Source organism: Chachezhania antarctica (genome assembly GCF_003646465.1).
GTDB lineage: Bacteria > Pseudomonadota > Alphaproteobacteria > Rhodobacterales > Rhodobacteraceae > Chachezhania > Chachezhania antarctica.
The window spans coordinates 158,605-183,613 of record NZ_QZEX01000002.1; the positions used below are offsets into that span (position 1 = coordinate 158,605).

General features: G+C 63.7%; 25 protein-coding genes. 4 read left to right on the forward strand and 21 right to left on the reverse strand.

The window, feature by feature from the left end:
• The first annotated feature begins 113 nt into the window (after nucleotides 1–113).
• From D4754_RS04560 to D4754_RS04575, 4 genes are all read left to right on the forward strand, one after another.
• Nucleotides 114–1,082 (forward strand): Hint domain-containing protein, encoded by a 969-nt coding sequence (locus tag D4754_RS04560; protein ID WP_163025775.1) that lies wholly within the window; start codon nucleotides 114–116, stop codon nucleotides 1,080–1,082.
• Between the two features lie 63 nt (nucleotides 1,083–1,145).
• Nucleotides 1,146–2,753 (forward strand): peptide chain release factor 3, encoded by a 1,608-nt coding sequence (locus D4754_RS04565; protein ID WP_121061746.1) that lies wholly within the window; start codon nucleotides 1,146–1,148, stop codon nucleotides 2,751–2,753.
• Nucleotides 2,754–2,770: 17 nt separating this feature from the next.
• Nucleotides 2,771–3,514, forward strand: a complete 744-nt coding sequence (locus D4754_RS04570; RefSeq protein ID WP_121061747.1) for a hypothetical protein — start codon at nucleotides 2,771–2,773, stop codon at nucleotides 3,512–3,514.
• 260 nt (nucleotides 3,515–3,774) lie between these two features.
• On the forward strand, nucleotides 3,775–5,313 hold the full coding sequence (locus D4754_RS04575; protein WP_121061748.1) for a DEAD/DEAH box helicase: 1,539 nt from the start codon (nucleotides 3,775–3,777) through the stop codon (nucleotides 5,311–5,313).
• 141 nt (nucleotides 5,314–5,454) lie between these two features.
• On the opposite strand, the gene D4754_RS04580 is transcribed toward D4754_RS04575, so the two are convergent.
• From D4754_RS04580 to D4754_RS04680, 21 genes are all read right to left on the reverse strand, one after another.
• A complete protein-coding gene (locus D4754_RS04580; RefSeq protein ID WP_121061749.1) occupies nucleotides 5,455–7,122 on the reverse strand; it encodes a ribonuclease J in 1,668 nt (555 codons plus the stop codon).
• A 4-nt stretch (nucleotides 7,123–7,126) separates the two neighbouring features.
• Nucleotides 7,127–7,900 carry a type III pantothenate kinase gene (locus D4754_RS04585; protein WP_121061750.1) on the reverse strand — a complete coding sequence of 258 codons (774 nt, stop codon included), beginning with the start codon at nucleotides 7,898–7,900 and terminating at the stop codon, nucleotides 7,127–7,129.
• Between the two features lie 12 nt (nucleotides 7,901–7,912).
• Entirely contained in the window at nucleotides 7,913–8,668 is a 756-nt protein-coding gene (locus tag D4754_RS04590) for a biotin--[acetyl-CoA-carboxylase] ligase (protein WP_121061751.1), read from the reverse strand.
• On the reverse strand, nucleotides 8,658–10,091 hold the full coding sequence (nuoN, locus tag D4754_RS04595; RefSeq protein ID WP_121062221.1) for an NADH-quinone oxidoreductase subunit NuoN: 1,434 nt from the start codon (nucleotides 10,089–10,091) through the stop codon (nucleotides 8,658–8,660). Before nuoN ends, D4754_RS04590 begins: the two co-directional genes overlap by 11 nt.
• Nucleotides 10,092–10,118: 27 nt before the next feature.
• Nucleotides 10,119–11,666, reverse strand: a complete 1,548-nt coding sequence (locus D4754_RS04600) for an NADH-quinone oxidoreductase subunit M (RefSeq protein ID WP_121061752.1) — start codon at nucleotides 11,664–11,666, stop codon at nucleotides 10,119–10,121.
• A complete protein-coding gene (gene nuoL / locus D4754_RS04605; RefSeq protein WP_121061753.1) occupies nucleotides 11,666–13,795 on the reverse strand; it encodes an NADH-quinone oxidoreductase subunit L in 2,130 nt (709 codons plus the stop codon). The genes D4754_RS04600 and nuoL overlap by 1 nt, the downstream gene beginning before the upstream one ends.
• Nucleotides 13,796–13,799: 4 nt before the next feature.
• Nucleotides 13,800–14,105, reverse strand: a complete 306-nt coding sequence (gene nuoK, locus D4754_RS04610; protein ID WP_121061754.1) for an NADH-quinone oxidoreductase subunit NuoK — start codon at nucleotides 14,103–14,105, stop codon at nucleotides 13,800–13,802.
• Between the two features lie 165 nt (nucleotides 14,106–14,270).
• On the reverse strand, nucleotides 14,271–14,873 hold the full coding sequence (locus tag D4754_RS04615; protein WP_121061755.1) for an NADH-quinone oxidoreductase subunit J: 603 nt from the start codon (nucleotides 14,871–14,873) through the stop codon (nucleotides 14,271–14,273).
• Complete coding sequence (locus tag D4754_RS04620) at nucleotides 14,870–15,277, reverse strand: carboxymuconolactone decarboxylase family protein (RefSeq protein ID WP_121061756.1); 408 nt, start codon at nucleotides 15,275–15,277, stop codon at nucleotides 14,870–14,872. The genes D4754_RS04615 and D4754_RS04620 overlap by 4 nt, the downstream gene beginning before the upstream one ends.
• Nucleotides 15,278–15,341: 64 nt before the next feature.
• Nucleotides 15,342–15,836 carry an NADH-quinone oxidoreductase subunit NuoI gene (gene nuoI / locus D4754_RS04625; protein ID WP_121061757.1) on the reverse strand — a complete coding sequence of 165 codons (495 nt, stop codon included), beginning with the start codon at nucleotides 15,834–15,836 and terminating at the stop codon, nucleotides 15,342–15,344.
• A 3-nt stretch (nucleotides 15,837–15,839) separates the two neighbouring features.
• Complete coding sequence (gene nuoH, locus D4754_RS04630) at nucleotides 15,840–16,880, reverse strand: NADH-quinone oxidoreductase subunit NuoH (RefSeq protein ID WP_121061758.1); 1,041 nt, start codon at nucleotides 16,878–16,880, stop codon at nucleotides 15,840–15,842.
• Nucleotides 16,881–16,886: 6 nt separating this feature from the next.
• Complete coding sequence (locus tag D4754_RS04635) at nucleotides 16,887–17,285, reverse strand: hypothetical protein (protein WP_420837195.1); 399 nt, start codon at nucleotides 17,283–17,285, stop codon at nucleotides 16,887–16,889.
• Nucleotides 17,282–19,297, reverse strand: a complete 2,016-nt coding sequence (nuoG, locus tag D4754_RS04640; RefSeq protein ID WP_121061759.1) for an NADH-quinone oxidoreductase subunit NuoG — start codon at nucleotides 19,295–19,297, stop codon at nucleotides 17,282–17,284. The genes D4754_RS04635 and nuoG overlap by 4 nt, the downstream gene beginning before the upstream one ends.
• Before the next feature lie 2 nt (nucleotides 19,298–19,299).
• Complete coding sequence (locus D4754_RS04645) at nucleotides 19,300–19,746, reverse strand: DUF5333 domain-containing protein (protein ID WP_420837196.1); 447 nt, start codon at nucleotides 19,744–19,746, stop codon at nucleotides 19,300–19,302.
• Nucleotides 19,747–19,832: 86 nt separating this feature from the next.
• Nucleotides 19,833–20,174, reverse strand: a complete 342-nt coding sequence (locus tag D4754_RS04650; protein ID WP_121061760.1) for a hypothetical protein — start codon at nucleotides 20,172–20,174, stop codon at nucleotides 19,833–19,835.
• Nucleotides 20,175–20,334: 160 nt separating this feature from the next.
• Nucleotides 20,335–20,757 (reverse strand): MAPEG family protein, encoded by a 423-nt coding sequence (locus D4754_RS04655; RefSeq protein WP_121062226.1) that lies wholly within the window; start codon nucleotides 20,755–20,757, stop codon nucleotides 20,335–20,337.
• Between the two features lie 104 nt (nucleotides 20,758–20,861).
• A complete protein-coding gene (locus D4754_RS04660) occupies nucleotides 20,862–21,635 on the reverse strand; it encodes a sulfotransferase family 2 domain-containing protein (RefSeq protein WP_121061761.1) in 774 nt (257 codons plus the stop codon).
• A 57-nt stretch (nucleotides 21,636–21,692) separates the two neighbouring features.
• Nucleotides 21,693–22,127 carry a DUF5333 family protein gene (locus D4754_RS04665; protein ID WP_163025777.1) on the reverse strand — a complete coding sequence of 145 codons (435 nt, stop codon included), beginning with the start codon at nucleotides 22,125–22,127 and terminating at the stop codon, nucleotides 21,693–21,695.
• On the reverse strand, nucleotides 22,127–23,404 hold the full coding sequence (gene nuoF, locus D4754_RS04670) for an NADH-quinone oxidoreductase subunit NuoF (protein WP_121061763.1): 1,278 nt from the start codon (nucleotides 23,402–23,404) through the stop codon (nucleotides 22,127–22,129). The genes D4754_RS04665 and nuoF overlap by 1 nt, the downstream gene beginning before the upstream one ends.
• A 4-nt stretch (nucleotides 23,405–23,408) precedes the next feature.
• Nucleotides 23,409–23,636: a DUF5337 domain-containing protein gene (locus D4754_RS04675; protein WP_121061764.1), complete on the reverse strand. Its 228-nt coding sequence runs from the start codon at nucleotides 23,634–23,636 to the stop codon at nucleotides 23,409–23,411.
• Between the two features lie 9 nt (nucleotides 23,637–23,645).
• The gene (locus tag D4754_RS04680) at nucleotides 23,646–24,854 is read right to left on the reverse strand and encodes an NADH-quinone oxidoreductase subunit E (RefSeq protein ID WP_121061765.1); all 1,209 of its coding nucleotides are present in this window, start codon (nucleotides 24,852–24,854) and stop codon (nucleotides 23,646–23,648) included.
• Nucleotides 24,855–25,009 lie beyond the last annotated feature (155 nt).

The following is a 25,009-nucleotide window of genomic DNA, read 5'->3' on the forward strand; positions in this document are numbered from 1 at the left end:
ACATTTACTGGATCAATTGGGGTGACGCATCTTCCAGATTTCCCGTAATACACCGCCGAAACGAACCATCCCGGCCCGATATCTTACAATACGCTCCCTCGGAGGGCACCGGCATGAGTCATGACGATGTCACGCTGGAGGTCCTTCCGGGCCGCGATTTCCCATCGGTCGTCGGCGCGTTCGAAGGCGAAGCGCCCTGGACCCGCGACAACATCGCAAGCGGGGACATCTATCGCCTGCGGTCGCATGCACAGCGCGTGCCGATGCGCATTCGGGCTCTGTCGGGAAACGATTGCCAGATTTCCGAAACCTCCCCCCTTGGCACACCGGGCGCCGGGCTGCGGATCGACGGCGAGGTTCTTGTCATGTCACCGTCGGGCACGGCCGTTCCCATCGTCGTTCTGACGGAAGGGCCGGAATCCACGGATCCGGCCACGTTCCTCGTGCCGCTTCTGAAAGTCGAGGCGTCCACCGATTACACCGTCGTCTCCTCGCGTCCCGCCTATCCCGGCATCCTGTCCGAGATCATGGATGGCGGCGTCGGCACCGCCTTTGCCGCCGGCACCCGCCTGACGCTGGCCAATGGCCTGCAGATCGCGGTCGAGGCGCTGAATGTCGGCGATACGCTTCTGACCCGCGACGATGGCGCCCAGACGGTGCGCTGGGTGGGCCACAGCACACGGCAGGCGGTGGGCGCGATGATGCCGGTCACCTTCGCGCCGGGCGCATTGAACAACGCGGCCCCCCTGACACTGGCGGGCGCGCACCGGATCTTCATCTACCAGCGCCGCGGCCACCTGACGCCCGGCCATGCCGAAGGCCTGGTCCATGCCCGCGACCTGGTGAACGGCACCACCGTGCGCACGCACGAAGGCGGCTATATCGACGTCGTGCAGATCGTGCTCGACCGGCACGAGATCCTGTTTGCCGAAGGCGTGGCCGTTGAAAGCCTGGCCGTCGATCCCCGGACGGGGCGCATCCTGCCCGCGCAATATCGCGATGCGCTTGTCGACCCGGCGGGCCTCCGCGGCGGCAACACGCTCGACCGGGTGGACCTTCTGCGGCTGGCCTCTGTCGGCTGACGGGCAGCTGTCGGGCCACCACAAACCGTTGCACCCGGACCGCCCCACGCCTATAGGGCAGCCATGTCCGAGCCGCTTACAAACCGCCCCGCATTGCCCCCGGAAATTGCCCGGCGGCGCACCTTTGCCATCATCTCGCATCCCGATGCGGGCAAGACGACGCTGACGGAAAAGTTCCTGCTTTACGGCGGCGCAATCCAGATGGCCGGACAGGTCCGCGCCAAGGGCGAAGCGCGGCGCACCCGGTCGGATTTCATGCAGATGGAAAAGGACCGGGGCATCTCGGTCTCCGCCTCGGCCATGTCGTTCGATTACGGCAAGTACCGCTTCAACCTTGTCGACACGCCCGGCCACTCGGACTTTTCCGAAGACACCTACCGCACGCTCACGGCGGTGGACGCGGCGATCATGGTGATCGACGGCGCCAAGGGCGTGGAAAGCCAGACGCAGAAACTGTTCGAGGTCTGCCGCCTGCGCGACCTGCCGATCCTGACTTTCTGCAACAAGATGGACCGCGAAAGCCGCGATACCTTCGACATCATCGACGAGATCCAGGAAAACCTGGCCATCGACGTGACACCCGCGTCGTGGCCCATCGGCATGGGCCGCGATTTCATCGGTTGCTACGATCTGATCAACGACCGGCTTGAACTGATGGACCGCGCCGACCGCAACAAGGTGGCCGAATCCATCCGGATCGAAGGGCTGGACGATCCGAAGCTGGCCGAACATGTGCCCGAGGCGCTGCTGGAAAAACTGAAGGAAGAGATCGAGATGGCGCGCGAACTGCTGCCGCCGCTCGACCCCCAGGCGCTGCTGGACGGGACGCTGTCGCCGATCTGGTTCGGCTCGGCCATCAACTCGTTCGGGGTGAAGGAACTGATGGATGGCGTGGGCAATTACGGCCCCGAACCGCAGATCCAGAACGCCCAGCCCCGCAAGATCGCACCTGAAGAGCCCAAAGTGGCGGGCTTCGTCTTCAAGGTGCAGGCCAACATGGACCCCAAGCACCGCGACCGGGTGGCCTTCGTGCGCATGGCGTCCGGCCATTTCAAGCGCGGCATGAAGCTGACCCATGTTCGTACCAAGAAGCCGATGGCGATCACGAACCCTGTCCTGTTCCTCGCCTCCGACCGCGAACTGGCGGAAGAGGCCTGGGCCGGCGACATCATCGGCATCCCGAACCACGGGCAGCTGCGCATCGGCGACACGCTGACCGAAGGCGAGGCCTTGCGCGCCACCGGCATCCCCTCCTTCGCGCCGGAGCTTCTGCAATCGTGCCGCGCGGGCGATCCGATGAAGGCCAAGCACCTTGAAAAGGCGCTGATGCAATTCGCCGAGGAAGGTGCTGCCAAGGTCTTCAAGCCCTCCTTCGGGTCGGGTTTCATCGTGGGCGTCGTGGGCGCGCTGCAATTCGAGGTTCTGGCCAGCCGGATCGAACAGGAATACGGCCTGCCGGTGCGGTTCGAGGGATCGCAGTTCACATCGGCCCGCTGGGTGCACGGCGAAAAGCTGGCGGTCGAGAAGTTCGTGAGTGCCAACAAGCAGCACATTGCCCATGACCACGACGGCGACATCGTCTATCTTACGCGCCTGCAATGGGACATCGACCGCATCGACCGGGATTATCCCGACGTGACGCTGTCGGCGACCAAGGAAATGATGACCTGACAGGACAACAGGCCGCCATGGATATCACCGATACAGTCTATCCCGGCGGCTTTTACAGCCTGATGCGCTTCCTTGAAGAAAAGGAAGTACCCTACGATGATCCGCTTGCCGTCCTGCCGCCCGTCGACGTGGACCTTGCCGGTCTGACCCAGATCAGCGTCATCGCCGACACCACGCCCCTTGGCCCGTACGAGGCGCAGGACGCCCGCCGCAAGTACGCGACGCTGACGGCTGAATTCGACGGTGAAAGCGAACTGCTTCTGGTCCACGCGATTTGCGTCGCGGTGCTGCGCCGCCGTGCGCCCCCGGCCGAAGCGCTGTCGCTCTTCCACCGGATGTGGCATGAACAAGGACAGTACCTGGCCGATGCCCTGCCCGTGCGCTGGCTCGTCTCGGCCGCGGTGACCTTCGCGGCCCATGGTGAAACCCCGGCGCAGTTGTCGGGCGGGATGGGGCTGGCGATGCTTTTCGACCTGATCAAGCTGCATGACAGCGAACGCAGCCTGACAGGCCGGCCCAACGATCGCGCCTTCCCGCGCCGGTCCGGGCGCAAGCGGCATCCGCTGGCCTTCGACCTGGCACCTTATGCGCTGGTTCACGGCGACATGGACCGCATCATCCTGGCGCGCCTGTGGCGCTTCGCGGAAGAAGACGCTGTGCTACGCCCCCTCGGGTTCCGCCTGCTGCGGCTTCTGATGGAAGACCGCCGCACCGTCTTTGCCCGGGTGCAGCGGTACAAGAAACGCAAGGACGACGACTAGGGGCCGGGTTACGGTGAATGGAAACCACGCACCCTACGGCAGGTTGGCAGGCGTAGGGTGTGTGCTTTGCACGCACCGCAACCGCCCGCCGCAGGACCGGGCGCGCGATTTGCGCGATTCCGTCCCTTCGGTTTGACCCTGACGCCGCAATTTGGTATGGCCCGCTTGTATGCGATCCATCCGGCTTGACGCCGGGGCCAACCAGGCCCGCATGCGCTGCATGAGCGGGCCAAGTCAGTGTCCGCAACACACGGACATAAATGACAAAGTTTTCTGATCTGAACCTCCACCCGAAGGTCCTCCAGGCCGTGGTCGATGCCGGCTACGAGACCCCCACCCCCATTCAGGCCGGCGCGATCCCGCCGGCGCTTGAAGGCCGCGACGTTCTGGGCATCGCCCAGACCGGCACCGGAAAGACCGCCAGCTTCACGCTGCCGATGATCACGATGCTCGCCAAGGGCCGCGCACGGGCACGGATGCCGCGGAGCCTCGTGCTCTGCCCCACCCGCGAACTCGCCGCCCAGGTGGCGGAGAACTTCGACACCTATACCAAGCACCTGAAGCTGACGAAGGCGCTGCTGATCGGCGGCGTGTCCTTCAAGGAACAGGATGCCCTGATCGACCGCGGCGTCGATGTCCTGATCGCCACGCCCGGCCGCTTGCTGGACCATTTCGAACGCGGCAAGCTGCTGCTCACGGGCGTGCAGATCATGGTGGTGGACGAGGCCGACCGGATGCTCGACATGGGGTTCATCCCCGACATCGAACGCATCTTCTCGCTCACGCCCTTCACCCGGCAGACGCTGTTCTTCTCGGCCACCATGGCGCCCGAGATCGAGCGCATCACCAACACCTTCCTGTCCGCCCCCGAACGGATCGAGGTCGCCCGCCAGGCCACCGCGTCCGAGACGATCGAACAGTCGGTGGTGATGTTCAAGCCCAGCCGCAAGGACCGGGAATCGACGGAAAAGCGCAACGTGCTGCGCGCCCTGATCGATGCCGAGGGCGAGAAATGCACCAACGCGATCATCTTCTGCAACCGCAAGACGGATGTGGATACGGTCGCGAAATCGCTGAAGAAATACGGCTATGACGCCGCGCCCATCCATGGCGACCTGGACCAGAGCCAGCGGACGAAGACGCTGGACGGTTTCCGCGACGGGACGCTGCGGTTCCTGATCGCCTCCGACGTCGCCGCCCGCGGGCTCGACGTGCCCAGCGTGAGCCACGTCTTCAACTTCGACGTGCCGAGCCACGCGGAAGATTACGTTCACCGGATCGGCCGGACGGGCCGTGCGGGCCGTGACGGCAAGGCCGTGATGATCTGCGCCACGCGCGACGAGAAGAACCTTGGGGCGGTCGAAGCGCTGCTCCAGAAGGAAATCCCGCGCACGCCGAACCCGCTGAAAGCCGCGGCCCCGGCCGAGAAGCCGGCCAAGGACGAGGCCGAAGAAGACGCACCGAAAAGCCGCTCGCGCACGACATCGCGGTCGTCGCGGACGACGACGCGGACCTCTTCGCGCAGCCGGAGCAACGCCGAAAGTACCGAGGCCGCAGCGCCCGACACCAGCAAGACCGAGGCCAGCAAGACCGAGGCCCGGAAGCCCGCGACCGGGAACGACGCCGCGACCGAGACCACCGCGCCCAAGAACAGCAATGCCAAGAGCAGCAGTTCGCGGTCGTCGTCGCGCGGCGGATCGGGCCGGTCACGGTCGGATGGCAAGCAGGTTGTCGGCATGGGCGATCACATGCCCAGCTTCATCGCGCTGAGCTTCGAAGAGCGCCGCGCCACCGGGTGAATTCAGGGGCGCGGCCATCGCGATGGCCGCGTGTCGGGGGCTCTGCCCCCGCCCGCTCCTGCGGAGCGGACACCCCCGAGGTATTGGAAGACCAAGGAAGTTGAAGGGACGGCGCCCGGTTTGGGCGCCGTCCCTTTTTTGTCATTCCAGTCGCGAGATGATGACCGTGACTTCGGGCTTCTTGCCGATTTCGTTGTTCGCGGTCTGGCGGGCGATGCGGCGGATCGCATCGTCGATCTTGCCATCGTCGCGCATCAACTTCCGGTCGGCGCGGCCAAAGAAGGCCGACAGCTCGGCCTCGATCCGTTCGGGCAACGGCTTGCCGGACTTGCCTTCATCGGTCAGGCCCATCGGTTCGCACCACGGATCGCCCAGCAGGCGAAATTCCTCGTCGATGATGACGTTGACCGTGACATGGCCGTTCAGCGCCATGCGGATCCTGTCGCGAACGATGCCATCCAGCGCGCCGATCTTGATGTTGCCATCGACATAGGTGCGCCCGGTTTCGATGTGATCGACGACGCGCGGCTTGTCACCCGACAGATCCAGCATGGTGCCGTTGGTCGCGACTTCCGAGACGTAGCCATTCGCCTGGGCAAGCTTCGCATGTTCCCGCAGGTGGCGGTGTTCGCCGTGCATCGGGATGATCATCTGCGGCTTCACGACGTCGTGCATCCGTTCGAGGTCCGGCCGGTTGGCGTGGCCCGACACGTGGTACTTGCCCGAGCTGTCATCGACCACGTCGATGCCGCGTTCGGACAGCTGGTTCATGATCCGGATGACTTCGCGTTCGTTGCCGGGGATCGTCTTGGACGAGAACAGGAACAGGTCGCCCGGCTTCATCTCGATGCCAAGGAACTTGCCCCGGGCCAGCTGGGCCGAGGCGGCGCGCCGCTCGCCCTGGCTGCCGGTGGCCAGCACCAGAAGGTTTTCGCGCGGGATGTTGACCGCGTCCTCGGGGCTGACGACGCCGGGGAAATCGGCGATCACGCCGGTTTCGATAGACGCCTCCACCATGCGCCGCATCGCGCGGCCCAGCAGCACGACCGAGCGGCCGACCTTCTGCGCCGATTGCGCCAGCGTCACCAGACGCGCGACGTTCGAGGCGAAGGTCGTGGCCACGACCATGCCGGTGGACTCGTTCAGCAGCGCCTCGATGGCGGGGCCCAGTTCGCTTTCCGACCGGCCGGGATGCAGCGAGAAGACATTCGTCGAATCGCACATCAGCGCCTTCACGCCGGGCTGGGACACTTCGGCCCAGAGCGCGGGGTCGAACGCCTCTCCCACCACCGGGCCCGGATCGAGCTTGAAGTCGCCCGAATGGATCAGCCGGCCCTGCGGCGTGTCGATCACCAGACCGGCGCTTTCCGGGATGGAATGCGAGATCGGCAGAAAGCCCACGCGGAACGGACCCGCCTGCACCTGGTGTGGCCAGGCGTCGACGACGGTCACCGCGCTGTCGGGATGGCCGTGTTCGTCCATCTTGCGCCGCGCGATATTGGCGGTGAAGGCACGGGCATAGACCGGCACGTTCAGATCGGCATACAGCGGCGCCACCGCGCCGATATGGTCCTCGTGCGCGTGGGTGATGAAGATCGCCTCCAGGCGGTTCGCGTTCTTCTTCAGCCAGGCGATGTCGGGCAGGATCTGTTCGATCCCCGGCGTGGTGTCCATGTCGGGGAAGGTGATACCCAGATCGACAAGGATCAGGCGTTCTTTCCCGGGCTTGCCTACACCGTAGACATAGGCGTTCATGCCGATCTCGCCGGCCCCGCCCAGGGGCAGGTAGATCAGTCGTTCATCACTCATTCGGTCACGTCATTTCTTTGTTATGGTTATGGATCACGGACAATCCGTGCATCGTGAGGTCGTCGACATATTCGTCGAACAGGTCCTCGGCCTGCTGGAAGAGAGGCGCCAGCCCGCCTGTTGCGATCACGCGCATCGGCCGGTCGCGTTCGGCCTTGATGCGCGCGCAGATTTCTTTAACGAGGCCGACATAGCCCCAGAACACGCCCGATTGCATGCAGGCCACCGTGTTGGTGCCCACCACGCGCTGGGGCTTCGAGATATCGACATGCGGCAGCGCGGCGGCCGCCATGTGCAGCGCTTCCAGCGACAGGTTCACCCCCGGCGCGATCACACCCCCGACATAGGCCCCGTCGGAGCCCACGACATCGAAGGTGGTCGCGGTGCCGAAATCGACGACGATCGTGTCGCCGCCGTAGCGGTCATTCGCGGCGACGGTGTTGACCAGCCGGTCAGGGCCCACAGCCGTGCCGGTATCGACGCGCACGTCGATGGGCAGCAGGCAATCGGCCCGGCCCACGACAAGGGGGCGCGTGTTGAAATAGCGGTCAGCCAGGACGCGCAGGTTGAAGACGACACGGGGCACCGTCGACGACACGATGACATCGGTGATGTCGGCGTCGAACTTGGTCAGCATCATCAGCGTCTTCAGCCAGACATGGTATTCGTCGGCCGTGCGCTTCCAGTCCGTCGAAATGCGCCAGGTCGAGACGAACTCGGTCCCGTTGCGGATCGAAAAGACGGTGTTGGTGTTGCCGCAGTCGATGCAGAGCAGCATCGCCTCTCCCCTTCAGAAATAGATGTCGGCCGCCGGGATCGCCGTTTTGCCGCCGGGCGTGGATAGAACCAGGTTGCCGTCCTCGTCCACCGTATCGAACCGGCCGATGGTTTCGGTGGTTCCGGTGCGCGCGGTGATCACTTCGCCCAGTTTGACGGCACGTGCAAGCCATGCGGTGCGGATCGGCGCGAATCCCTCGCGTCGGAAGCGATCTTCCTGCCGCGCATAGGCCGTGGCGAGGGCGGTCAGGAAATCTTCCGGCGCGATCGCGACACCGGTTTCGGTGGCCAGCGCGACCGGGCGCAGGGCGCGGTCCTCGACCTCGGACGCCGCAGGAGCAGAGGCGAGGTTGACGCCGATCCCGATGAACAGGTGGCTGACGCCGGTGCCGATGCCGCTGCTTTCCAGGAGGATGCCGGCCAGCTTGCCGCCGTTCAGCAGCACGTCATTGGGCCATTTCAGGCCCAGGCCCGCATCGGTGCCCGCCACCTCGGACACCGCGTCGTGCAGCGCCAGGGCTGCCACGAAGCTGCGCAGCGCCACGTCTGATGCCGGTTCGGCCGGGTGCAAGACAAGCGTGCCAGCGAAATTCCCGGCGGGCATCGACCACGGGCGCCCGCGCCTGCCGCGTGCAGCGGTCTGGGTACGGGCCATGATCCAGGTCGGACGCGTCAGGCCGGACGCGATACGCCCGGCCTCGCTCAACGTGCTGTCGACCTCGTCGAGGATGCGGCGATCGTAGCCGCCGGGCCAGTCCTTACTGGACAAGTGTCGCCGCCGCGGCCAGCGCGGCTGTATCTACCCCGAACATGTTGAAGATGCCCAGCACCATCGCCGCGGCCGAGATCATCAGGAGCCCCCAAAGTATCGGTTGCGGTTGGCTGTCGAGCTCGTCCGCCTCTTCCCCGAAATACATGATGTAGACGAGGCGCAGGTAGTAGAAGAGCCCGATCACAGACGCGATGGCCGCGATCACGACGAGGTAGTACAGATCCGCCTCGATCGCCGCGCGGAAGACCGCGAACTTGGCGAAGAAGCCCAGCATCGGCGGCACGCCCGCAAGGCTGAACAGCAGGATCAGCATCGCCATCGCCTTCGCCGGCTCCCGCGCGCCCAGACCGCCCAGCGAGGCGATGTCGGTCACCGGCTGGCCATCGCGCTGGAGGCTCAGGATGAAGGCGAAGGTGCCGACGTTCATCGTGACGTAGATCGCAAGGTAGATCAGCATCGCCGACACGCCGTATTCGGTGCCGGCCGCCAGCCCCATCAGCGCATAGCCCATATGGGCAATCGACGAATAGGCCATCAGGCGTTTCAGGTTGGTCTGGCCGATGGCCGCGACCCCGCCCAGCAGCATCGACGCCGCCGACAGAAGCACCAGAACCTGCTGCCAGTCGGCCACGACACCGCCGAACGCATCATAGAGAACCCGGGCAAACAGCGCCATCGCGGCCATCTTGGGTGCGGTGGCGAAGAACGCAGTCACCGGCGTGGGCGAGCCTTCGTAGACGTCCGGCGTCCACATGTGGAACGGGACGGCCGAGATCTTGAACGCCAGCCCGGTGATCACGAGGATCACGCCGAAGAGCATGCCCAGCGAAACGCCCTCGGCGGTTGTCTGGATGATGCCGGAAAACAGCGTCGTGCCGGCATAGCCATAGACAAGCGACGCACCGAACAGCAGCAGACCGGACGACAGCGCGCCCAGCACGAAATATTTCAGGCCCGCTTCCGTCGACTTGATGCTGTCGCGCCGCAGGGACGCCACGACATAAAGCGACAGGGACTGAAGCTCGAGCCCCATGTAGAGCGACATCAGGTCCCCGGCCGAGACCATGACCATCATCCCCACCGCGGCCAGCGAGACCAGCACCGGGTATTCGAAGCGCAGCAAGCCGTGCTTCGTCATGTAGTCCTGGCTCATGATCAGGACGACGGCCGCCGACAGCAGGATCACCACCTTGGCAAACCGCGAGAAGCTGTCATCGATGAACAGGCCGCCGAATGCGACATGGGTGCCGGATTCCGCCACGCCGATATAGATGGCCAGCAGGGCCATCACGGCCGCGGTGATCCAGACCAGGACAGGCGCCAGCGCGTCCTTCTTGGTGTAGACCGCGCCCAGAAGGGCCGCCATTGCGAACAGCGCCAGAACGATCTCGGGCAGGATCACCGCCAGATCGGCTTGCATATTGGTCTCCATCGCGCCTTTCACTCCTTAGTGGGATGCGACCTGGGTCGCGGCCTTGGCCGCTTCCAGCGCGGTGTCATAGTGGTTGACCAGCGCCGCCGTGGACGGGCCGATGATATCGGTGACGAGCGACGGGTAGACGCCCAGCAGAATGGTCATGACGACGAGCGGCGCGAAGATGAACCGTTCGCGCGGGCTCATGTCGGTGATCGCTTTCAGGCTTTCCTTGATCAGGTCACCCATGACGACCCGGCGATAAAGCCAGAGCGCATAAGCAGCCGAGAAGATCACGCCCGACGCCGCCACGAAGACAACCCAGGTGTTGACCTGGAAGGCCCCCATCATGGTCAGGAATTCGCCCACGAACCCGGAGGTGCCCGGCAGGCCCACATTGGCCATGGTGAACAGCATGAACACCGTCGCATAGGCCGGCATCCGGTTCACCAGTCCGCCATAGGCCGAGATCTCCCGCGTGTGCATCCGGTCGTAGATCACGCCGACACACAGGAAGAGCGCCGCCGAGATGAAGCCGTGGCTGATCATCTGGAAGATCGCACCATCCAGCCCCTGCACGTTGGCGGCAAAGATGCCCATCGTGACAAAGCCCATGTGGGCCACCGATGAATAGGCGATCAGCTTCTTCATGTCCTCCTGCACCAGCGCCACAAGCGAGGTGTAGACGATGGCAATCGCGCTCAGCCACAAGACGACCGGCGCCATCACGTCGGCCCCGACCGGGAACATCGGCAACGAGAAGCGCAGGAAGCCGTAGCCGCCCATCTTCAGAAGGATCGCGGCCAGAACGACCGACCCGGCCGTCGGCGCCTGGACGTGCGCGTCGGGCAGCCAGGTGTGCACCGGCCACATCGGCATCTTCACCGCGAAGCTGGCGAAGAAGGCCAGGAACAGCAGTGTCTGCAAGCCCCCGATGACATGCACGCCCAGCACGCTGAACGCATCGGTACTGAACTGGTAGGTCAGAAGCTCGGCAATGTCGGTGGTGCCGGACATCGAATACATTGTGACCATGGCCACCAGCATCAGAACCGAACCGAAGAAGGTATAAAGGAAGAACTTGAACGCCGCGTAGACGCGATCCACCCCGCCCCAGATGCCGATGATCAGGAACATCGGGATCAGGCCGGCTTCGAAGAAGATGTAGAACAGCACGAGGTCGAGCGACATGAACACGCCCAGCATCAGCGATTCAAGCAGCAGGAACGCGATCATGTATTCCTTGACGCGGGTCTTCACTTCCCAGCTGCACAGGATCGTCAGCGGCATGATGAAGGTCGTCAGCAGAACGAACAGGACGGAAATCCCGTCGACGCCCATCTTGTACTTCAGGCCCAGAAGCCATTCGCCCTCTTCCACCATCTGGAAGCCCGTGTTCGACGCATCGAACTGGAACAGGATCCCAAGCGAAACAAGGAACGTCACGGTGGTGGTGAACAGCGCGTAGTACTTGGCAAGCTGCTGCGCGGATTCGTCCGTCCCGCGCTGAACGAGCGCAAGGATGACGGCGGCGACCATCGGCGTGAAGGTGACGATGGAAAGGATCGAGTCCGTCAGCATCAGTGCGCCCCTCCGCTGAGCGACAACCAGGTGATCAGGAACACAAGCCCGAGCACCATCCAGAAGGCATAGGTGAAGATGTAGCCCGACTGGGCGCGGCCTGCGAGGCGGGTGAAGAACGGAACGACACCCATCGCCAGCCAGTTGAGGAAGCCGTTGATGACGGAGCCGTCACCGCGTTTCCAGAAGACTTTTCCAAGCAGGATGACCGGCCTGACGATGATCGCGTCGTAGATCTCGTCGAAGTACCACTTGTTCAGCAGGAAGCGGTACAGGTGCGGCTGGTTTTCGGCCAGTTTCACCGGCAGCTTCGGGTTCACGATGTAGAACAGCACGGCAATCCCCAGCCCGATGAGCATCGCCACCGTCGGCGCGATCTTGAAGTACCACGGGATCTCGTGCGCGCGTTCCAGGACGTGGTTGTCCGGGGCGATATAGATCGCGCCCTCGCCCGGCTTGCCGGCATAGACATAATGATGCTCGCCGCCGCCATCGGCCCCGGCCGCGCCATGGCCATCGTCGGACGCAACTGCATGGTCGTCGGTCGCCCCTGCTGCGTGATCGTCCGTCTCGCCATATCCGGCATCGGCGCTGGCCTCGGCCACCGGGATGCCCATGAACTTGCCGATCTGGTCGGTGTGCCCGAAGAACACGTTCAGGAAGATCATGCCCGAGAAGATGGCGCCAAGGGACAGGACCCCCAGCGGGATCAGCATGTTCAGCGGGCTTTCATGCGCATGGTCGTGCGCGTGATGATCGCCGCGGGGTTTGCCGTAGAAGGTCATGAAGATCAGGCGCCAGGAATAGAAGGCCGTCAGCGCCGCGGCGATGGTCGTCAGCCAGAACGCGTACATGTTGCCCGCGCCCCAGGTGCTTTCGATGATCGCATCCTTCGACTGGTAGCCGGCAAAGCCGATATCGGTGAAGGGAATGCCCACGCCGGTGATCGCCAGCGTGCCGAAGATCATGGCCCAGAAGGTCACGGGGATCTTCTTACGCAGGCCTCCGTAATTCCGCATGTCCTGTTCGTGGTGCATCGCGGTGATGACGGACCCGGCGCACAGGAACAGCAGCGCCTTGAAGAACGCGTGCGTCAGCAGGTGGAACATCGCCACGGAATAGACGCCCACACCGGCGGCCGCGAACATGTAGCCCAGCTGCGAACAGGTCGAATAGGCGATCACGCGCTTGATGTCGTTCTGCACCAGGCCGATCGTCGCCGCGAACAGCGCCGTGGTGGCACCGATGACCGCGATGAACATCTTCGCGTCGGGCGCGAATTCGTAGATCGGCGACATGCGGCAGACCAGGAAGACCCCCGCCGTGACCATCGTCGCCGCGTGGATCAGCGCCGACACGGGCGTCGGGCCTTCCATCGCGTCGGGCAGCCATGTGTGCAGCAGCAGCTGCGCCGACTTGCCCATCGCGCCGATGAAGAGAAGGAAGGCCACGACCTCGGCCGCGTTCCATTCTCCCCACAGGAAGTGCAGCTTCGTCTGGGCGATGGTCGGCGCTTCCGAGAAGATGACCTCGAAAGAAATGCTGTCGGTCAGAAAGTATAGTGCGAAGATCCCCAGCGCGAAGCCGAAATCCCCCACCCGGTTGACGACAAAGGCCTTCATGGCCGCCGCGCCCGCCGACTGTTTCTTGTAGTAGAAGCCGATCAGCAGGTAGGACGCAACGCCCACCCCTTCCCAGCCAAAGAACATCTGGACAAGGTTGTCGGACGTGACCAGCGCCAGCATGGCGAAGGTGAAGAAGGACAGGTACGCGAAGAACCGCGCCTTGTAGGGGATGCCGCCGGCGAATTCCGGATCGTCGGCCATGTAGCCCCAGGAATAAAGGTGCACGAGGCTGGACACCGTCGTGACCACGATCAGCATGATCGCCGTCAGCCGGTCCATCCGGATGGCCCAGTCGGTCGCGAGCGTGCCGCTTTCGATGTAGGGCATGATCGGGATCACGGTGGTGTGCCCGTCGAAGGTCAGGAAGATGATCCAGCTGAGAAGCGCGGCCAGGAACAGCAGGCCGGTCGTGATCACCAGACCGGCGGTTTCGCCGATGACCCGCCAGCCGAAACCGCAGATCAGCGCGCCGATGAGCGGGGCGAAGAGGACGATCAGTTCCATGGGCTCACCCCTTCATCACGTTGACATCTTCCACCGCGATCGACCCACGGTTGCGGAAGAAACACACAAGAATGGCCAGACCGATCGCAGCCTCGGCGGCGGCGACGGTCAGCACGAACAACGTGAAGACCTGGCCCGTCAGATCCCCGAGAAAGCTCGAGAACGCGACAAGGTTGATGTTGACCGACAGAAGCATCAGCTCGATCGACATCAGCAGGATGATCACGTTCTTCCGGTTCAGGAAGAGACCGAAGATGCCGATCACGAACAGCGTGGCCGCGACGGTTAGGTAATGTTCGAGTCCGATCATGTCCCTCGGTTCCTCAATTCAGTATGCCTATGGTCCCCGAAACGACCGCGGCGCATGTCATTAGGGCAGCCGTTTTCACGCCACTGCGGCCCCGGCGCCATTGGCCGACCATGGCGACGGGAATGAAAGCGGCTATGGCCACGGCGATCCAGCTTGCGGCCGGCATCACAACCCCTGCCCCGGTTTCACGTCCTTCAGTTCCATCGACTTCGCCGGATCGCGATAGATCTGGGTCAGGATGTCCTGACGCTTGATGTCGGTCCGGTGGCGCATGGTCAGCACGATGGCACCGATCATGGCGACCAGCAGGATCAGGCCGGCAAGCTGGAACAGAAGGAAGTACTTGTCGTAGAGCAGCATCCCCAGCGCGTTGGTGTTGGGAATGTCGGTGGGCGTCACGTTCTGGCGCAGACCTTCCGCCGCGGCGTTCGCATCCCATGCCCCGAAGGCCAGGAAGAACTGCATCAGCAGCACCAGCGCGATCACCAGTGCCAGCGGCATGTATTTCGCCATCTCGGCCTTCAGCTCGGCGAAATCGACGTCGAGCATCATGACCACGAAGAGAAACAGCACCATGACCGCTCCGACGTAGACGATGATCATCAGCATGGCCACGAATTCGGCGCCCAGGAGCACGAAGAGTCCGGCCGAAGACAGGAAGGCCAGGATCAGCCACAGGACCGAATGGACCGGCTGACGCGATATGACGGTAAAGAACCCGCCGACCAGCACGCAGATAGCAAAGAGGTAGAAGGAAAAGGCGATCATGTCGCTTGCTCCTCGGGCTTGTCCAGAACCTGGCGCGCCAGTTCAAGCGCCCGGGTCATGGCCGGGATGCCGGCGAATGCCGACATCTGGCCGATTGTTTCAATGATTTCCTGCTTGCGGGCGCCCGCTTCGACAGCGTGGCGCACCGTCTGGCGGATGGCCGCATCCGCCTGCGCGCCCTGCATGGTCAGGCCGGCCAGCGTCAGCAGAAGCCGCGTCCGGGCGTCGAGCCCGTCCTTGTTGACGGTGTTGCCGAACCAGAATTCCATCATCTCTTTCGGCATGGTCGGCCAGAGCTTTTCCAGCTCCTTCGCGGAAAAGCTCTCCATCGCAGGGTTGATCTTCTTCACCATGTCCAGAGACTGGCGCAGCATCGCCTCGAACGGGTTTTGCGGATCGGTCATGACCGGCCTCCCCGAACGCCCGTAGACGCCAGTTGCCCCGTTTCGATCTGATTGCGTGCACAGGTCATCGGTACGGTGCGTCCAGTTCCAGGTTCCGGGCGATCTCGGCTTCCCAGCGTTCGCCGTTGTCCAGCAGTTTTGCCTTGTCGTAGAACAGCTCCTCGCGCGTTTCCGCGGCGAATTCGAAGTTCGGACCTTCGACGATCGCGTCCACCGGGCAGGCTTCCTGGCAGAAACCGCAATAGATGCACTTCGTCATGTCGATGTCGTAGCGCGTGGTCCGGCGCGAGCCGTCTTCGCGCGGTTCGGCATCGATGGTGATGGCTTGCGCGGGGCAGATCGCCTCGCACAGTTTGCAGGCGATGCAACGCTCTTCCCCGTTGGGATAGCGGCGCAGCGCGTGTTCGCCCCGGAAACGGGGACTCAAGGGCCCCTTTTCATGGGGATAGTTGATCGTGTGCTTGGGCGAGAAGAAGTATTTGAACCCCAGCCGGAACCCTTTGAAGAAGTCGGCCAGAAGGAAATACTTGGCGGCGCGTCCGTAATCGATCTGCGTCATGGATCAGCCTCCCACGGCCCAGCGGGCATACGTGCCCCAGAGCCAGTCGAATTTCGCGGCGAAGGCAACAAAGACCACCCAGACCAGGCTCATCGGCAGGAACACCTTCCAGCCCAGCCGCATCAGCTGGTCGTACCGGTAACGCGGGGTGATCGCCTTCACCATGGAGAACAGGAAGAACACGATGATCATCTTGCCGATCATCCACAGCAGCCCATCGGGCAGCCCCGGCACCGGAGACAGCCAGCCACCGAAGAACAGCAGCGTGACCAGCGCGCACATCAGCGTCATCGCCACCAGTTCGCCCAAGAAGAACAGGACGAAGGGCGTGGACGAGTATTCCACCTGATAGCCCGCCACCAGTTCCGATTCCGCTTCCGGAAGGTCGAAGGGCGGGCGGTTGGTTTCGGCCAGGGCCGAAATGAAGAACAGGAACAACATCGGGAAATGCGGCAGCCAGTACCAAGAGAAGAGACCGAAATCGCCCTTCTGCGAGGCGACGATGGCGCCGAAGTTCATGGACCCGGACGAAATGATCACCCCGATGATGATCAGCCCGATCGACACCTCGTACGAGATCATCTGAGCGGCGGACCGGAGCGAGCCCAGGAACGGATACTTGGAGTTCGAGGCCCATCCGCCCATGATCACGCCGTACACTTCCAGCGACGAGATCGCGAAGACGTACAGGATGGCCACGTTGATGTTGGCGACGACCAGATCGTCCCCGAAAGGGATCACCGCCCAGGCGATCAGCGCCATCACGGTCGAGATGATCGGCGCCAGAATGAAAACGAACCGGTCTGCACCGGCGGGGAAGACGACCTCTTTCACAATGTATTTCGCGAAGTCGGCAAAGCTTTGCAAAAGGCCGAAGGCGCCCACCACGTTCGGGCCGCGGCGCAGCTGGACGGCAGCCCAGATCTTGCGCTCGGCCAGCATGATGAAGGCCTGTGCTACCAGCAGCGGCAGCAGGACAAGAAGGATCTGTCCGATGATGACCAATGCGATGCCGAGATAGGTGTCGGAGAAGAAGCTAGCCATTGGTCCTCACACCGTTGGTATTCCATTTTCCTGGCAGGCTGCGACGATAACTTCGGCGTCCAACGTACGCAGCCCCTGGGGCAGTGCCGGCGAAATCGTGTAAACCGCATCTGCGACCCACATGCTACCCTTTTCCCGCAGATTTGTGCGCAAATGCCGCGCAAAGTTATACCCGCGAACAAGAGCATACTGCGCTGCGGCACAATCCGCAAAAGCCGTCAGATCGGCAGGGCTTCGCGGATCCTCGACCGTCACAATAAACTGCACCAGATCGTCGTCCAGCAGACGCGTTTCGACCGTTCCGTATTCGGGCGGCGGCCCGCCCGCGTCCATGCGTTCTGCCGGGTCGCAGCCCATCAGGAAAAGGCCCGCGAACCCTGCCACAAACGCGCCTTTCGGCATCATTCGGCGGCGATCTTTTCCCCGTCACGTGCCGAGGCCCGGGCCGACATCTCGGCCATCAGCGCAGAGGCACGGGCAATCGGGTTCGACAGGTAGAAGTCCGGCACCGCGTTGCCGAAGTCGCCGCTGACCAGTGTGCCGGCCTCCAGCGGCTGGATCTCGTTCTCCGGAACCTCGTCGATTTTCGCGAGGTGTGGCACTTGGGACACCAAAGCCTGCCGGAGTTGTGCAAGCGAATCAAATGGAAGCGTCGCGCCAAGCTCGGCCGACAGCGCCCGGAGAATCGCCCAGTTCTCTTTCGCCTGCCCCGGCGCGAAGCCCGAGCGCAGCGCAAGTTGCGGGCGGCCTTCGGTGTTGACGAACAGCCCCTGCTCCTCCGTGTAGGCCGCGCCTGGCAGGATCACGTCGGCGCGGTGTGCGCCGCGATCCCCGTGCGAGCCCTGGTAGATCACGAACGGACCATCGGCGATCTCGACCTCGTCGGCGCCAAGGTTGTAGATGACCTCGGCCTCCGTCACGGCGCCCATGCCATCGTCGTTCACGGCATCCACATCCATCGCGCCCACGCGGGACGCGGCCGAATGCAGAACCAGCAGCTTGCTGCCGGTCTTGGACACGACATCCTGCGCGGCAGCCAGGACCGCGGCCCCGTCTTCGCCTTGCAGGGCACCCTGCCCCACGATCACGACGGAGGGCTTGTCCTTGACGTCATTGAAGGTTTTGCCCTGAAGATCGCTCAGCGCCTTGCGGTCGGTGCCCATGTGGACATAATCGAACGTCAGGTCCACGGCCTCGCCGATCAGCGCGACCTGGGCGCCGTGGCTCCAAGCCTTGCGGATGCGGGCGTTCAGGACAGGCGCTTCGACAGCCGGGTTGGTGCCGATCAGCATGACGTATTCGGCGTGGTCGATATCCTCGATCAACGCGTTTCCGACATAGGCGCCACGGTTGCCCGCCGGCAATTTTGCACCATCGGTGCGGCATTCGACGACGCCGCCCTGCCCTTCGACCAGCTGCTTCAGCGCAAAGGTGGCTTCGACCGGCGCCAGATCCCCGACAAGGCCCACGATCTTCTTGCCCTTCATGCCTTCGGCCGCTGCGGCCAGGGCTTCGGGCCAGGTTGCAGGCTTCAGCTTGCCGTCCTTGCGGATGTAAGGCTTGTCCAGACGTTGGCGGCGCAGGCCGTCCCAGACAAAGCGCGTCTTGTCGGAGATCCATTCCTCGTTCACGCCGTCATGGTTCCGCGGCAGGATCCGCATCACTTCGCGGCCTTTCGTGTCCACCCGGATGTTGGAGCCAAGCGCATCCATCACGTCGATGGTTTCCGTCTTCGTCAGTTCCCACGGGCGGGCGGTGAAGGCATAGGGCTTCGACACCAGCGCGCCCACCGGGCACAGGTCGATGATGTTGCCCTGCAGGTTCGAATGCAGTGTCTCGTTCAGGTACGACGTGATCTCGGCATCTTCCCCGCGGCCCGTCTGGCCCATCTGGTGGATGCCGGCGACTTCGGTCGTGAAGCGCACGCAGCGGGTGCACGAGATGCAGCGCGTCATGTGGGTTTCGACCAGCGGGCCAAGATCCAGATCGGTCGAGGCACGCTTGGGTTCGCGATAGCGCGAGAAATCAACGCCGTAGGCCATGGCCTGATCCTGAAGATCGCATTCGCCGCCCTGGTCGCAGATCGGGCAATCCAGCGGATGGTTGATCAGCAGGAACTCCATCACGCCCTCGCGGGCCTTCTTGACCATGGGAGAGTTCGTCTTGACCACCGGCGCCTGGCCTTCCGGCCCCGGCCGCAGGTCGCGGACCTGCATGGCGCAGGACGCAGCCGGCTTCGGCGGGCCGCCCACGACTTCCACAAGACACATCCGGCAGTTGCCTGCGATGGACAGCCGTTCGTGATAGCAGAAGCGCGGAATCTCGATCCCGGCCTGTTCGCAGGCCTGGATCAGGGTCATCGCGCCATCCACTTCGACTTCCCGTCCATCGATGACGATCTTGCGGAGGTCGGACATGGCTATTTCTCCTTCAGCAGCGCTCCGATAGCGCTTCCCTTGGCAATTTCGGCGCGCCCGTAGGCGCAGTATGTCTGCGGGTCGCTCACCGGCCCGTAATCGGCCAGGATTTCCATCCCCTTGGCGCGCATCCGGGCCTTTTCTTCCGGCGACTTCACATAGGCCCGGATCTCGTCATCCGTATAGCCCAACTCATTGGCGCGTGCCCGCAAATTCCACAAGACCCCGATGCCTTTCGTCACCCGACCGGAGATCGAGGGACACACTTCGCGTATTTCATTGGCAACCGCGACGGCAAAGAGCGGATCTTCGATTTCGGGCACGTCGCGCAGCGACGGTTTGGCCAGCGCCATTCCGGGCGCGGCCGCGGCCACACAGGCGAATATGGCCAATGCGCGGCCCAGCGGTCTGGCTGCGGTTCTGAATGTGGATTGCATCGCATCCTCCATGGTTCGGTCGATCGCACCTGGCCCCGACCGCAGCAAGATATGCAATATCATCCCCGTTCACAGAGGGCGAGAGCAACGGACCGCGGTCAAGGATCGCAGCGACCGGTCAAAATCAGGTTACCGTCCGAGATCCGAAGTGCCCCGTCGGGGGCATCAGGACCGTTCGTCCAGATGATTTCCGACGTCCCGAAATTGTGGATGCAATAGGTCGTGCCCTGGTAGCGCCCCGCCTCGCGCGCGCCTTCGACGGATTTGCCCGCGTCGCGCACGACGACTTCGAACGGCGCAAGGCTGTTCTTGTCGGTCCCCTTGGCCTTGCCCCGGAACTGGTAGCCGTCGAATCTCGGCACCCGGTCGTCGATGGTCGAACCGCAGCCCGCAAGACCGGCGAGAATGCCCCCCAGGACAAGAACGGATGTTGCCCGCATTGAACGCGTTCCCTCAATTTCCCTGCGATGCCCCCGCGCCTGCCTTGGCGCGCATCGCCACGGCCCCACAAAAAGGTACGGTGACCGGTTACAGGGAAATGCCCGATTGCGGCAGGTGTTTCAACCTATTGCGCGATCTTCCGCAACCGCCCCTTGCGGCCTAGAACGCGAAGGCACCGATCAGGGCGAAGACGGCCAGGACCCCGCAACAGGCCCAGCCCACCGTGAAGACGATGCTGCGCACGCCCATGTTGGGCTTGCCCAGACCGGCGATGTGAATCACCAGGTGCACGATCCGCGCGATCAGGAAGATCGATGCCAGCCAGTTCACCCAGAACGGGCTCGCCCCCACCAGGATGGCCGAAATCGTGGCCAGCGCGAAGGGGCCGCTGTTTTCCATCGCGTTCAGATAGGCGCGATCGAGACGGTACACCGGATCGGAATAGTCTTCGGGCGGCGTGCCGCCGGCCTCGACCCCCGCCGCGGACTTCCGGGCCGCCGAAACCGGGCTGAGCAGCAGCACGATCAGGGCATAGAGCGCCAGCGCGGCAATCGCGTGCGAATAGGGTGCAAATTGTTCCATGACCATGAACTCTCCCGGACTGGTTCCACGGGGAAAGCGTTAGCAAAGCCCCCGGCCCGCGTCGCTGAATGAGTGCAGGCTCACACAAACGTTACAGCGTGGCCTTATCGCCGGGTCATGCGCCGCCCCAGGAAGCGGACAGTGTCGAGATTGCCGAAATCGACCGCATTGTCCCATCCCTGCTCGGTTTTCAGGTTCACCGTCCGAAGCGGGATTTCCGGTCCGGGATATCCGAACAGTTCGAAATCGCGGGCATAGAGCGCGGCCAGCCGGGTCACGTCTTCCGGCGCTTCGGGCTTGCCCTGATCGGACGACCGCCGGTTGCGATGGCCGACCTCGCCTTCCGGCAGCGGCGCGCCCTGCTCTTGCAGGAACCGGTTCAGCCCGGCCTTCCAGTCCGGATCCTCCAGATGCAGGACGGTGTCGGCCAGTTTCGTGTCGCCGATATGGGTATAGGCGTTCATCGGGCAGAAGTGGATGTACGCGGGATCGTGGCGGATCTTGATCGACGTGATCTCGTCCAGCATTTCGTCTGCGGTCCTGCGAATCCGGTAGCTGTGCTGGTGGAAATGCTGCCCCACGGCCGAGGCAAAGCGCGCAACCGGATCGCGGACGATGGCGCAGGTGGGATAGGTTCGGACCGCCTCCAGATCCTTGTCGGGCAGGTCCAGAAGCGGGCGATGAGCCATGTCGACGAACCGCTGGAACCGTTCGTCCCAATCCCAGCCCCAGTAGGAGACGGCGGAAGGATCGGCCGTCATGATGTACCGGCGCACCGACTTGCCCGCACATTTAGGAATGTGGAGGAAGACGAACCTGTACGTGTGGGAAATGATCACCGCGGGTCCCTGCCTGCCCTGTCCCGGTCTTGCCGACACGGGATCACCGTTACCGGAGAGCGGCCGAAAAGGTCAACGCACGCCAGGGTCAGGACCCTAGGACAGCGACAAAAGCCGGCCCACGGCCGTGCCCTTTTCGATCTCGGACGCGCCCACGGCACAGAACGACTCCCGGTCGCCCTTTTTCGCGCCGCGCTCGTCCATGTAACGCACGGCGTCGGCCGAGATCCTGTCGCGATTGATCGTGTTGAAAGCCGTCTCGATCTCGGCCTGGGTGAACCCGGCGTCGATCAGTTGCGCGATATAGGCCTGGGTCATCGCATCGCGGTCGTCGAAGGCGAGCGTTATGCCGTAGGCACTGCACGATTCCGCAATCGCCTGCGCGGTCGACACCACGCGGATATAGCTTTCGACGGCAGTTTTCGCAGTGGCGCCGGGCGGCGGCGCCATGACGGGAACGGGCGTGGCCGTGCAGCTGGCGAGAGCCGCGGCCAGCGCACCGGCAAAAAAGATCCGTACCGGGTTAATCATCATTCGGCCGCGATGGCCTGGCCCTTGATACGCTCTTCGATCTCGTCGCGGAAGTTGCGGATCAGGCCCTGGATCGGCCATGCGGCCGCGTCGCCCAGAGCGCAGATGGTGTGGCCTTCGACCTGCTTGGTCACGTCGAAGAGCATGTCGATCTCCTCCACGCTGGCATTGCCGGTCACCAGCCGTTCCATCACCCGCATCATCCAGCCGGTGCCTTCGCGGCACGGCGTGCACTGGCCGCAGCTTTCGTGCTTGAAGAACTTCGACAGCCGCCAGACCGCCTTGATGATGTCGGTCGACTGGTCCATCACGATCATGCAGCCGGTGCCGAAGCTCGACTTGTTCTCGCGCATCCAGTCGAAATCCATGATCGCGTCGTCCAGCTGATCGGCCCGCAGAACGGGGCACGAGGCGCCGCCCGGGATCAGGGCCTTCAGGTTGTCCCACCCGCCGCGCACGCCGCCGCCATGCTTTTCGATCAGCTCGCGCACCGACATCGACATTTCTTCTTCGAAGACGCAGGGCGTGTTCACGTGGCCGGTGATGGCAAAGAGCTTCGTGCCCGCGTTGTTCGGGCGCCCGAAGGACGAAAACCAGTCCGGCCCGCGGCGCAGGATCGTGGGCACGACGGCGATGGATTCGACGTTGTTCACCGTGGTCGGGCAGCCGTAAAGGCCCGCGCCGGCCGGGAACGGCGGCTTCATGCGGGGCATGCCCTTGCGGCCTTCGAGGCTTTCCAGCAGAGCGGTTTCCTCACCGCAGATGTAAGCGCCCGCGCCGTGTGTCAGGTACAGATCGAAATCCCAGCCGGAGCCGGCGGCGTTCGCGCCCAGCATGCCCGCCTCATAGCATTCGTCGATGGCCGCCTGCAGGGCTTCACGCTCGCGGATATATTCGCCGCGGATGTAGATGTAGGACGCATGCGCGTTCATCGCGAAAGACGCGATCAGGGCCCCTTCGATCAGCGTATGCGGATCGTGGCGCATGATCTCGCGGTCCTTGCAGGTCGCGGGTTCGGATTCGTCGGCGTTGATCACAAGGTAAGCCGGGCGACCGTCGCTTTCCTTGGGCATGAACGACCATTTCAGACCGGTCGGAAAGCCCGCCCCGCCCCGGCCACGCAGGCCCGAATCCTTCATCTTCTGGATGATGTTGTCGCGTCCGTCGGCGATCAGCCCCGCGGTATTGTCCCAATGCCCGCGCTTCTTCGCGCCGTTCAGGGAACGGTCGTGCATCCCGTAGAGGTTCGTGAAGATGCGGTCCTGATCCTTGAGCATGTCGTTACCCCTGGCTTTCTTGGCGCATGCGCCAGATCTGTACGATGTTGACGCCGGCATAAATCAGCGCGGCCAAAGCTGCGAAATCGAAGAGCAGCGCATAGCGCCCCGGAAGGCCCAGGGCGGGTCCGACGAAATTGGTCGCCAGAAGCCACAGCACGATGGACCCGGCGATCACGATCGCCGTGTGCCGGCCCTTACGGGCCATCTTGCGGTCCAGTTCGTCGCTCATGGCGTGCGCTTACGCTCCGTTCTTGTCGGCGGCGAGGGCCTCGGCCTGCGCGACCCAGTCGTCCCGCAGGATCCGGCCCTTGAATTTCAGGCGATTGTCGACCCAAGCGATCTCGTTCATGGACCAGGCCGCGATCTGGTCGAAATGGTAGAAGCCCAGTTCGTTCAGCATCTCTTCCAGCTTGGGGCCCACCCCGTTGATCAGCTTCAGATCGTCCGGCTCGGCGCCGTCGCGCGGGGCGGACAGCGTCTGGGGTTCGGATTCGTCGATACCGGCCAGCAGGTCCTCGTCCTTGGCGTCACCGCTTTCGGGCTCGGTCGGAAGATCGCCCGGCACGTCGTCCGGCAGATCTTCGGGCATCTCGTTCGCGCCGTCGGGCTCGTTCGCGGCCTCGTCAGACACCGGCGCGTCTTCGGTCGGGACAGGTTCTTCCGGACGCGCATGGTCCGCCGGAACCGGGCCCGACGTAGGAACCGGATCTGGCGTCGGCGCCGCATCCGGATCGGTCTCGGCTTTGATCCACGGCGTGACCAACGGCACCTCGGTGCCGTCGATGCGCTTGATCGTATCGCCGATTTCCTTGGCCAGCGCGACAGAGGCGTTGTCGGGCATCTTGTCCTTCTCGTACTCGGTCAGGCTGGTCAGGTTGTCCTTGGGCTCCGACGCATAGCGGCCGTTCTGCGGGCCCGGGACCGGCACATTGCCGGCGGCCAGATCATCGAGGATCTTGCCGAAGCTTTCGGTGGTCAGATCCTCGTAGTAATCCTTGCCGATCTGCGCCATCGGCGCGTTCGAGCAGGAGCCAAGGCATTCCACCTCTTCCCACGAGAACTTGCCGTCGCCCGACAACTGGTGTGCCTCGGGCGCGATCTTGTCCTTGCAGACGGCCATCAGGTCCTCGGCGCCGCAGATCATGCACGATGTCGTGCCGCAGACCTGGATATGCGCGACCGAGCCTACGGGCTGCAGTTGGAACATGAAGTAGAAGGTCGCCACTTCCAGCACCCGGATATAGGCCAGGTCCAGCATTTCGGCCACGCCTTCGATGGCGGGCTTCGACAGCCAGCCTTCCTGTTCCTGCGCGCGCCACAGAAGCGGGATCACGGCAGACGCCTGACGCCCTTCGGGATACTTCCTGATCTGCGCCTCGGCCCATTCCTGGTTGGCGGGCGTGAAGGCGAAGCTCTCGGGCTGTTCGTGGTATAGGCGGCGGAGCATAGGCGTCTTCCTAGGGCTTTATTACGTGTTCGTGGCGCGAGATCGGACGTTCGGCGCCGTCCTTCTCGGACATCGGGATGGAATCGGCAAGGCGGGAAACGGGCCGGCTGCCAGCGAACCCACCGGTTGCAAAGCCATCAAGACCCGGACCCCTG